The sequence below is a fragment of the Janthinobacterium sp. JF4 genome (assembly GCF_059617925.1).
Genome location: NZ_JCAQAV010000015.1, coordinates 98,636 through 108,389, shown reverse-complemented (window position 1 = coordinate 108,389; position 9,754 = coordinate 98,636). Strand labels below are relative to the sequence as shown.

Genomic DNA, 9,754 nt, shown 5'->3' with positions numbered 1-9,754 from the left:
ATGTTGTTCGCAACACCACCAACCGCATGAGAGGAATAATACAAGGTCGGATTAGGCCGCAGGCCGTAATCCGACAATATTGTTGACGTCAATGGTGTTGTCGGATTACGCGCTGGCGCGCTAATCCGACCTACCCGACCTACTCCTCGATGATTTCGAAGGAATGGGTGATCTCCGCGGTTTTCGCCAGCATGATCGACGCCGAGCAATATTTGTCATGCGACAGGGCCACGGCCCGTTCGACGGCGGTGGGTTTCAGGGACTTGCCGCGCACGGTGAAGTGGAAGTGGATCTTGGTAAACACTTTCGGGTCGGTCTCGGCGCGCTCGGCCTTCAGGGTCACTTCGCAGCCACTGACGGCTTCGCGTCCCCGTTTCAGGATCAGCACCACGTCATAGGCAGTGCAGCCGCCCGTGCCCAGCAAGACCATTTCCATGGGGCGTGGCGCCAGGTTGTGGCCGCCGCCATCGGGCGCGCCATCCATGGCCACCAGGTGGCCGGAACCCGTTTCTGCCCGAAAACTCATGCCCGACGGGCCATTCCAGCTGACTTTGCATTCCATCGTACTCTCCGAAAATTGTAAGCGTTTTGTATTGTAATAGAGGAATGCCCATCCATGTGCCGCCCGCCGGCCCGCAGCCGGCCTGCATTGCGGCTTGACGCGGCAAGGCAAAGCCGCTTATACTTGTCGGCTTTCCGTTCGCTCAGGAAAAGTAAATAAGGCAGAGTCCGCACGGCAGCATCGGCGGAACCACCATTTGAGCGTGTAATCTATTAGGAAGTCAACATGAAAACATTTTCCGCTAAAGGACATGAAGTCCAGCGCGATTGGTTCGTGGTTGACGCGACGGACAAAGTCCTCGGACGTGTTGCCAGCGAAGTGGCACTCCGACTGCGCGGCAAACACAAACCAGAATTTACTCCTCACGTCGATACCGGCGACTTTATCGTCGTCATCAACGCAGGCAAACTGCGTGTGACCGGTACCAAAGCTACTGAGAAAATTTACTACCGTCACTCTGGCTATCCAGGCGGCATCTATGAAACCAACTTCCAGAAAATGCAACAGCGTTTTCCAGGTCGCGCGCTTGAGAAAGCGGTCAAGGGCATGCTGCCTAAAGGCCCACTCGGCTACGCAATGATCAAGAAGCTGAAAGTGTACGCGGAAGGTTCCCATCCGCACGCTGCTCAGCAACCTAAAGCACTTGTTCTCTAAGGAACTGACATGATCGGTAATTACAATTATGGAACCGGCCGTCGCAAAAGTGCAGTGGCTCGGGTTTTTATCAAAGTTGGCACAGGCTTGATCGTTGTTAACGGCAAACCAGCAAACGAATACTTTTCGCGCGAAACGGGTCTGATGGTCATCCGTCAACCACTGGAACTGACCGGCAATGTCGAGCGTTTCGACATCAAAGTCAACGTCCATGGCGGCGGTGAGTCGGGCCAGGCTGGTGCAGTTCGTCACGGCATCACCCGCGCTCTGATCGACTACGATGCAGCGTTGAAACCGGAACTGGCGAAGGCCGGCTTCGTGACCCGCGATGCACGTGAAGTCGAGCGTAAAAAAGTTGGTCTGCGCAAAGCACGTCGCGCAAAGCAATTCTCGAAGCGTTAATTTCTACGCTACAGCACCTTCCGGGGTGCTGGTCGAAAAGCCGCTGGACTTCGGTCCCGCGGCTTTTTTGCATTTCAGCGGGATGCGCCGTTGCGCTGTAAAATACGCGGAAAACCCGCAGGGGGAGCGTTTCCCCTCATCTTTATGCAATCTATACACAAGGAAAGAACATGATCAAAGTTGGCATCGTCGGCGGCACTGGATACACGGGCGTGGAATTGCTGCGCTTGCTGGCCACCCATCCAGATGTTGAGTTGACGGCGATTACCTCGCGCAAGGAAGATGGCTTGCCCGTGGCTGACATGTATCCTTCCCTGCGTGGCCATGTAAAACTGGCATTCTCCTCGCCGGACAAGGCGAATCTGGAACAGTGCGACGTGGTTTTCTTTGCCACCCCGCATGGTGTTGCCATGGCGCAAGCACCAGCGCTGCTGGCTGCCGGCGTGAAAGTCATCGACCTGGCCGCCGACTTCCGCCTGAAAGACCAGGCCAAGTTCGAGCAATGGTACAAGATTCCCCACACGGCGCCCGAGCTGATCGAGCAGGCCGTGTACGGCTTGCCGGAACTGAACCGCGAAGACATCAAGCAAGCCAAGCTGATCGCCAATCCAGGTTGCTACCCGACCACCATGCAGCTGGGCTTTTACCCGCTGCTCAAGGCGGGCCTGGTCAACGCGGGCGGCTTGATCGCCGACTGCAAGTCGGGCGTGTCGGGCGCCGGCCGCAAGGCGGAAATCGGCATCCTGTTCTCGGAAAGCAGCGACAGCTTCAAGGCCTATGGCGTGGCTGGTCACCGCCACCTGCCGGAAACGACGGCGCAACTGCAGCGTTTCACGGATGAGAAAGTGGCGCTGACCTTCACGCCGCACCTGGTGCCGATGATCCGTGGCATGCACTCGACCCTGTACTCGCAGCTGAACAAGGACGTCAGCAATGAGGAATTGCAAGCCTTGTTCGAAGAGCAATACAAGGATGAGCCTTTCGTCGACGTGATGCCCTTCGGTTCGCACCCGGAAACGCGTTCCACGCGCGGCTCGAACATGCTGCGCCTGGCCTTGCACCGTCCCGAAGGCGGCAATACCGTCATCGTGCTGGTGGTGCAGGACAATCTGGTCAAGGGCGCCTCGGGCCAGGCCGTGCAATGCATGAACTTGATGTTTGGCCTGAAAGAAACGGCCGGTTTGCAACACATCGCCCTGCTGCCGTAACGATCGGCGCGGGTGCTTGCGCGGGGCCGGCGCCTTTTTGCCGGACCTGTGATAAATTGGACTGCCACGTACCCCGACAGGATGACGTTCATGTTCGAGCGCAACGCGAAAAACCCCATCGATACCCTGATCGGCGCTTCCACGCGGATCGAGGGCGACTTGCTGTTTTGCGGCGGCTTGCGCATCGACGGCCATGTGCGCGGCAACGTCACGGGCGAGCCGGGCGAGCCCACGCATGTGGTGCTGGGTGAAGCGGGCCGCATCGATGGCGAAGTGCGCTGTTCGAGTCTGGTCGTCAGCGGCGAGATCAATGGCCCCGTGTATGTGTCCGAAATGCTTGAAATCCAGCCAAAAGCCCGCATTGTAGGTGAGGTCTATTACAAGGTGCTGGAAATGCACAGCGGCGCATTGGTGCAAGGAAAGCTCAGCCGGCACGACAGTGCGGATCCCGTGCTGCACCTGGCCGTCTCGGAAATGTGATCCAGAACAACAGCGACTGCTGACAGCGAGGGCGCCATGAGCGCGACTTGCGCCAACAGTCTATAATGAGTTAATGTTTTCTAGTAGGAGTGTCTGATATGAATGCCGTCGCTGAAATGCAAGATGTGATCCCTTCACCCATTATCTTTACCGATAGCGCCGCCGAAAAAGTCGCGCAGTTGATCGAAGAAGAAGGTAATCCCGACCTGAAATTGCGCGTTTTCGTGCAGGGTGGTGGTTGTTCCGGTTTCCAGTACGGCTTCACCTTCGACGAAATCGTCAACGAAGATGACACCACCATGGTCAAGAACGGCGTCCAGCTGTTGATCGATTCCATGAGCTACCAGTATCTGGTCGGCGCGGAAATCGACTACAAGGATGACCTGGAAGGCGCGCAGTTCGTGATTAAAAATCCTACCGCGACTTCCACCTGCGGTTGCGGTTCGTCTTTCTCCGTTTAGATACTAAACTGGGCAAGCAAGAAAATAGCGGATCGATGATCCGCTATTTGTGTTTCTGCGCCGGCTCAGCGCGGGTACAGCGCGCCCAGTACCCGTAAGCCCTGCGCGCCCGTCACGGCCGGCAAGTTACCCGGCTTGCGCTGTGTAAAACGCCAGGCCAGCCAGGCGAATGCCAGCGCCTCGACCTGGCTGGGCGCCACGCCCAGGGCTGCCGTCGATGCCACCGCCATGCCCGGCAATTCGGCGGCCAGGGCCGCCATCAGGCTGGCGTTCTGCGCGCCGCCGCCACACACATACACGTTTTCCGCCTGCGCGCCGTCGCGCGCGATGGCGTGCGCCAGGCTGGCGGCCGTCAGCTGCGTCAACGTCGCCTGCACGTCGGCTGGCTGGGCCTGCGGATGGCAGGTCAGCTTGTCCTGTAACCAGCCCGCATGGAACAGGTCGCGGCCCGTGCTTTTCGGCGCCGGCAAGTCAAAATACGGATCATTGAGCAATTCCGCCAGCAGGGCAGGGATGACCTTGCCCGTGGCGGCCCAGGCGCCGTTGGCGTCGTAGGGCTGGCCCAGGTGCTGCAAGACCCAGCCATCCATCAATGCATTGCCTGGACCCGTGTCGTAGCCCGTCACCGTGCCGTCCGCATGCAGCACGCTGATATTGCTGATGCCGCCGATATTGGCCAGCACGCGCGTGTGGCCGGGCACATTGAAGATGGCCTGGTGAAAAGCGGGCACCAGCGGCGCGCCCTGGCCGCCGGCCGCCACGTCGCGGCTGCGCAAGTCGGCGATGACGTCGATGCCCGTCAGTTCGGCCAGCAGGGCCGGGTTGTTCAGCTGGCGCGTGAAGCCCAGCTCAGGGCGGTGGCGAATGGTCTGGCCATGCGCGCCAATGGCGGCGATGGCGTCCGGGCCGATGCCGGCGTCGCTCAATAGCAGGGCGACGCAATCGGCGTAATGGCGCACGAGTTGATTTGCCGCCAGCGCTTCGCGTTCGATTTCATTCTGGCCGGCACTTTGCAGGGCCATCAGGTCGTCGCGCAGGCTGGCGGGAAAGGCAATGTACGCATCGCCCAGGCTGCGCGTGCCCTCGTCGGAAAAGTCGACCAGCGCGCCATCGACGCCATCGAGGCTGGTGCCCGACATCAAACCGATATACAGCATGGGGTTTTCCTTGAATGCGTCAGTGAAGTAGTGCATTGTGCCGCATTTGTGCCGTACGCAAAAGCACGCGGGACAAAACAAAGGCACCGGCCATCTGCATGGGCGGTGCCTTTATCTATTGCCCGAAGGCAGTGTTGCTTAACGCGACGCCAGTGCCGTGTCGTTCGGACGCAGCAGGGTGAAGCGGTGCATCATGTCAGCCGACACCATGCGGAAGCGGCTCAGCTCGGCAGCCGTCAGCGGCGCCTGGGCTTGTACGTTCAGCTTGCTTGGGTCTTTCGCTACGCCGCCGACGCGGAATTCATAGTGCAAATGGGCGCCCGTGGACCAGCCAGTGGTACCGACATAGCCGATCACATCGCCCTGGCTTACTTTTTGACCTTTTTTCAGGCCCGAAGCGAAGCGGCTCATGTGCGCGTAAGCGGTGGTGTAGTTGGCCCAGTGTTTCAGGACAACAACATTGCCATAGCCGTTTTGCATGCCGACGGAATCGACCACGCCATCGCCCGAAGCGCGGATAGGGGTGCCCGTCGCTGCAGCGAAGTCGATGCCCTTGTGCGCTTTCCAGTTGCCGGAAATCGGGTGCACGCGCATGGAGAAGCCGGACGAGATGCGGGAGAATTCGAGGGGGGATTTCAGGAAGGCTTTTTTGAGGGACTTGCCGTCGAAACTGTAGTAGCCGCCGCCTTGCTTGCTGGCTGGGTCTTCGAACCAAACGGACTGGTAAGTCGTGCCGCGGTTGGTGAATTCACCGGCCAGGATGCGGCCCGCTCGGACGAATTCGCCATCTTGCCAGAACGTTTCGTAGACAACATTGAACGCGTCGCCGCGTTTCAGGTCGGAGCGGAAGTCGATATTGGTGGAGAACATTTCCACGATTTGCGCGGAAATCGAGTCTGGCAGGCGGGTGCCGTCCAGGCTGGAGTCGGTAGCGGCGAACAGGGTGGAAGTAATCTTGCGCGCGTGCATTTCAACGCGGCGTTCCAGCTGGGCTGCTACTTCCGTGGCCACGAACTTGTCGCCCTTGCGGGTGATCAGGATGTTCTTGACCGATTTGTCCGTGCCGTCGACGAGCGTGGCGCGCATCCAGTTGAGGTCGCCGTTTTCGGTCGTTTGCGCTTGCACGCGCTTGCCCGATTTCAGCAACATCACGCCGCGCGCGATCTTGTCGGTTTTAATAAAATTGGCGGCCGCCGGATCATCCACGCCGAGACGGGTCAGCAGGGTGGCGAGGGTATCGCCAGCGCGGACTTTTTCTTCGTGGGTGAAATTCTGGTCTACCTGTTCCATCGCGGCAATCTGCGAGGCGAGGTCAGGCATTTCCAGGTTCTGGGCGATGGACGTGACCGGCAGGTCGGAAGCGTCGGGCGCCATGGGCGACACGGCGACCGCGCCGAAGGCGGCCACGGCGAGCAGCACTGCGGAGGCGCCAATAATGCGCGCCTTGCGTGTCGTCGTCAGCTGTGTGTACAAGCGTGAGCCTGTGATTTTATGTATAGGGTTCATGCAATCAGTTAAAATTTGCCCTTGAACGATTCGTGAACTAGTGCTCTTTGTTATTGTTATTTTGGTTCGTTTTCATACGGCAAGATTGATGGGATCGAACATTATAGCAAACTCCGCAAACCTACTACCATTTTGAGATCTACAGTCAAATTTTATGGAAATCAACACCACCGCATCGCCTACAAAGGCTAACGCCGCTCAGTCCGCGCTTCCACTGTCGGACAGAGTACAAGAAGCCCTCGCGATTACCAAGCGTGGCGTCGACGAACTCTTGATCGAAAGCGAATTTGCGCAAAAATTAGCACGCTCCGAGAAAACCGGTGTTCCACTGCGCATCAAACTGGGCCTGGACCCGACTGCACCCGACTTGCATCTGGGCCATACTGTCGTGCTGAACAAGATGCGCCAGCTGCAAAACCTGGGCCATCAAGTCATTTTCCTCATTGGCGACTTCACATCCATGATCGGCGACCCTTCGGGCCGCAACGTCACGCGCCCGCCTTTGACCCGTGAACAGATCGAGATTAACGCGATGACGTATTTCGCGCAAGCATCTTTAGTGTTGGACGCCAGCAAGACCGAAATCCGCTATAACTCCGAGTGGTGCGATCCGCTGGGCGCGCGCGGCATCATCCAGCTCGCTTCTCACTATACGGTGGCGCGCATGATCGAGCGCGACGACTTCACCAAACGCTTCCAGGGCGGCATTCCTATTTCCGTGCATGAATTCCTGTACCCGCTGATGCAGGGCTACGACTCGGTGGCCCTGAAATCGGATCTGGAACTGGGTGGCACGGACCAGAAATTCAATCTGCTGGTGGGCCGCGAACTGCAAAAGCAGTACGGACAGGAGCAGCAGTGTATTTTGACCATGCCTCTGCTGGAAGGTTTGGACGGCGTGGAAAAAATGTCCAAGTCGAAGAACAACTACATCGGCATCACGGAACCGGGCAACACCATGTTCGCCAAGCTGATGAGTATTTCCGACGTCATGATGTGGCGCTACTACGAGCTGCTGTCGTGGCGCTCGATCGCCGAACTGGCCCAGCTGAAGAGCGAAGTGGAAGGCGGACGCAATCCGCGCGACGCCAAAGTTGCGCTGGCACAAGAAATCGTCGCCCGTTTCCACTCGCAGCAGGCGGCCGAAGATGCGCTGGCCGACTTCGTCAACCGCTCGAAGGGCGGCATTCCCGACGACATTCCGGCAGTGACCTTGGCTGGCGCGCCGCTGGGCATCCCGCAATTGCTCAAGCAGGCAGGCCTGTGCCCGTCCGCATCGGAAGCCATGCGCAAGATCGACCAGGGCGGCGTGCGCATCGACGGCACCGTCATCAGCGACAAGGCTCTGCAAGTGGCCGCAGGCGAATTCGTGTTGCAAGTTGGCAAGCGCAGCTTTGCGCGCGTCACCTTGACGGCATGATCGCGCTGCTGCAGCGCGTTACGCAGGCCAAGGTCGACGTTGCCGGCGCCACCATCGGCGCCATCGACGCCGGGCTGATGGTGCTCGTGTGCGCCGAGCGGGGCGATACGGAGAAGGAAGCGGACGCCCTGCTGACCAAATTGCTCGGCTATCGCGTATTTGCCGACGAGGCGGGCAAGATGAACCGCAGCGTGACGGACGTGGCTGGCGGCTTGCTGCTGGTGCCGCAGTTCACCCTGGCGGCAGACACCAAATCGGGCACGCGCCCGTCGTTCACGCCGGCCGCTGCGCCGCAGGACGGCTTGCGCCTGTTCACGCATTTCGTGGAGCAGGCGCGCAGTCGCCATGCGACCGTGCAAACGGGGCAGTTCGGCGCCGACATGCAGGTGTCGCTGACGAACGACGGGCCCGTCACGTTCTGGCTGCAAGTGAGTGCAAAACAATAACTATAAAGAGGAGCAAGCGATGAAACTGTGGAGCGAGACGTTTCGTGATGGCGGCCTGATGCCGGCCGACCATGCCTTTGCCGAAATCGATCCGGCCAGCCGCGTGCGCCTCGCCGGCAACCGCAACCCCCATCTGGCCTGGGACGAGGTGCCGAACGGCACCGAGTCGCTGGCCCTGTTCTGCATCGACCCCGATGCCCCGCAAGACGCCAGCCTGGCCAACCGCGATGACCAGGCCCTGCCGCTGACGGCGCCGCGCGGCGACTTCTATCACTGGAGCTTGCTCGATATTCCCCTGGCCATGCGCGCGATTGCCGCTGGCGAGTTTTCCAGCGGCATCACGCCGCGCGGCAAACCTGCCGCCAGCGGCGGTGCGCTGCCATTGCGCCAGGGCCTCAATGACTACACGGGCTGGTTTGCCGCCGACCCGGACATGGCCGGCGACTACTACGGCTACGATGGCCCATGTCCGCCGTGGAATGACGAGCGCATCCATCATTATATTTTCCGCCTGTATGCGCTCGACGTGCCGCAATTGATCTTGCCCGAGCGTTTCACGGGCCAGCAAGCCCATGCGGCCCTGTACGGCCACATCCTCGACGAAGCCCAGCTCGTCGTCGCCTACTCGCTCCATCCCGAGTTGGCACTTACCCTGAAGAAATAACGCATGAGCACCACGATTTTATTGATACGCCATGGCGAAACGGCCTGGAATGCGGGCCGCCGCCTGCAGGGCCATATCGACATCGCCCTGAACGAGGCGGGCCTGGCGCAAGCGGGGGCACTGGGGCAGGCGCTGACGGATGAACCGCTGGCCGCCATCATCGCCAGCGATCTGCAGCGCGCGCAGCAGACGGCGCAAGCCGTGGCCGACGTGAAAGACTTGCCCGTGCAGAGCGACCCCTTGCTGCGCGAGCGCTGCTATGGCGCTTTCGAAGGCTTGCTGTACGCGGATATTGCCGCGCGCTATCCGCACGAATATGCGCAATGGCAATCGCGCCAGATCGATGCCGTCATGCCGTCGGGCGAGCGCCAGGCCGAAAGTTTTCGCCAGTTCTATGCGCGCGCGAACGGCGCCATCGCCCGCTGGGCCGGACAGTATGACGGCCAGACGATTGCCATCGTGGCGCACGGCGGCGTGCTTGAGTGCGCCTACCGCGAGGCGGTCGGCATGACGCTCGACAGTCCGCGTGACTTCCAGGTCAAAAATGCCAGCGTCAACCGTTTTTCGTATGCCGACGGCAAGCTGCATTTAGTGCACTGGGGAAATGTCGAACATCTGAGCGCGCCCGCGATGGACGAATTGGGTTAAGGGGCGGGCGAGCAGCCGGAGCGGCTCGCCGGTTCCCCATTTTGCTGTGCTGCACAAGCGCGGCGCCTGCCCAGGCGTACTGAAGCAAAAAAAATAGTGCTTATTAATTAGGCAGGGAATCGGTTAAAATAGCAGGTTCCTCCGTC

12 protein-coding genes are annotated in these 9,754 nt (G+C 59.8%); 9 read left to right on the top strand and 3 right to left on the bottom strand.

Going from position 1 to position 9,754, the window contains the following annotated elements; translation table 11 throughout:
* Positions 1-139: 139 nt before the first annotated feature.
* Positions 140-562: an OsmC family protein gene (locus AC54AF_RS14030; protein ID WP_496637012.1), complete on the bottom strand. Its 423-nt coding sequence runs from the start codon at positions 560-562 to the stop codon at positions 140-142.
* Positions 563-787: 225 nt separating this feature from the next.
* Between AC54AF_RS14030 and rplM the strand changes: the two genes are divergently transcribed.
* The 5 genes from rplM to erpA all read left to right on the top strand — a co-directional run bounded on the left by rplM (position 788) and on the right by erpA (position 3,767).
* Positions 788-1,216, top strand: coding sequence for a 50S ribosomal protein L13 (rplM, locus tag AC54AF_RS14025; RefSeq protein ID WP_010393282.1), 429 nt, complete (start codon positions 788-790; stop codon positions 1,214-1,216).
* 9 nt (positions 1,217-1,225) lie between these two features.
* Entirely contained in the window at positions 1,226-1,618 is a 393-nt protein-coding gene (rpsI, locus tag AC54AF_RS14020; protein WP_010393285.1) for a 30S ribosomal protein S9, read from the top strand.
* A gap of 170 nt (positions 1,619-1,788) precedes the next feature.
* A complete protein-coding gene (argC, locus tag AC54AF_RS14015) occupies positions 1,789-2,826 on the top strand; it encodes an N-acetyl-gamma-glutamyl-phosphate reductase (RefSeq protein ID WP_496637011.1) in 1,038 nt (345 codons plus the stop codon).
* Positions 2,827-2,916: 90 nt separating this feature from the next.
* Positions 2,917-3,306 carry a bactofilin family protein gene (locus tag AC54AF_RS14010; protein WP_071079490.1) on the top strand — a complete coding sequence of 130 codons (390 nt, stop codon included), beginning with the start codon at positions 2,917-2,919 and terminating at the stop codon, positions 3,304-3,306.
* Positions 3,307-3,404: 98 nt separating this feature from the next.
* Positions 3,405-3,767 (top strand): iron-sulfur cluster insertion protein ErpA, encoded by a 363-nt coding sequence (gene erpA, locus AC54AF_RS14005; protein WP_029496047.1) that lies wholly within the window; start codon positions 3,405-3,407, stop codon positions 3,765-3,767.
* A gap of 65 nt (positions 3,768-3,832) precedes the next feature.
* Here the strand turns inward: erpA and AC54AF_RS14000 are convergent, their stop codons facing one another.
* Positions 3,833-4,924, bottom strand: a complete 1,092-nt coding sequence (locus tag AC54AF_RS14000) for an anhydro-N-acetylmuramic acid kinase (RefSeq protein WP_496637010.1) — start codon at positions 4,922-4,924, stop codon at positions 3,833-3,835.
* A gap of 138 nt (positions 4,925-5,062) precedes the next feature.
* The gene (locus tag AC54AF_RS13995) at positions 5,063-6,430 is read right to left on the bottom strand and encodes a peptidoglycan DD-metalloendopeptidase family protein (RefSeq protein WP_131688297.1); all 1,368 of its coding nucleotides are present in this window, start codon (positions 6,428-6,430) and stop codon (positions 5,063-5,065) included.
* 154 nt (positions 6,431-6,584) lie between these two features.
* On the opposite strand from AC54AF_RS13995, the gene tyrS reads away from it, so the two are divergent.
* The 4 genes from tyrS to AC54AF_RS13975 are packed head-to-tail and all read left to right on the top strand — an operon-like array spanning position 6,585 to position 9,608.
* Positions 6,585-7,850 carry a tyrosine--tRNA ligase gene (tyrS, locus tag AC54AF_RS13990; protein WP_496637009.1) on the top strand — a complete coding sequence of 422 codons (1,266 nt, stop codon included), beginning with the start codon at positions 6,585-6,587 and terminating at the stop codon, positions 7,848-7,850.
* Positions 7,847-8,296 carry a D-aminoacyl-tRNA deacylase gene (dtd, locus tag AC54AF_RS13985; protein ID WP_496637008.1) on the top strand — a complete coding sequence of 150 codons (450 nt, stop codon included), beginning with the start codon at positions 7,847-7,849 and terminating at the stop codon, positions 8,294-8,296. The genes tyrS and dtd overlap by 4 nt, the downstream gene beginning before the upstream one ends.
* A 19-nt stretch (positions 8,297-8,315) precedes the next feature.
* The gene (locus tag AC54AF_RS13980) at positions 8,316-8,960 is read left to right on the top strand and encodes a YbhB/YbcL family Raf kinase inhibitor-like protein (protein WP_496637007.1); all 645 of its coding nucleotides are present in this window, start codon (positions 8,316-8,318) and stop codon (positions 8,958-8,960) included.
* 3 nt (positions 8,961-8,963) lie between these two features.
* Complete coding sequence (locus AC54AF_RS13975; RefSeq protein WP_496637006.1) at positions 8,964-9,608, top strand: histidine phosphatase family protein; 645 nt, start codon at positions 8,964-8,966, stop codon at positions 9,606-9,608.
* The last annotated feature ends 146 nt before the right edge of the window (positions 9,609-9,754 follow it).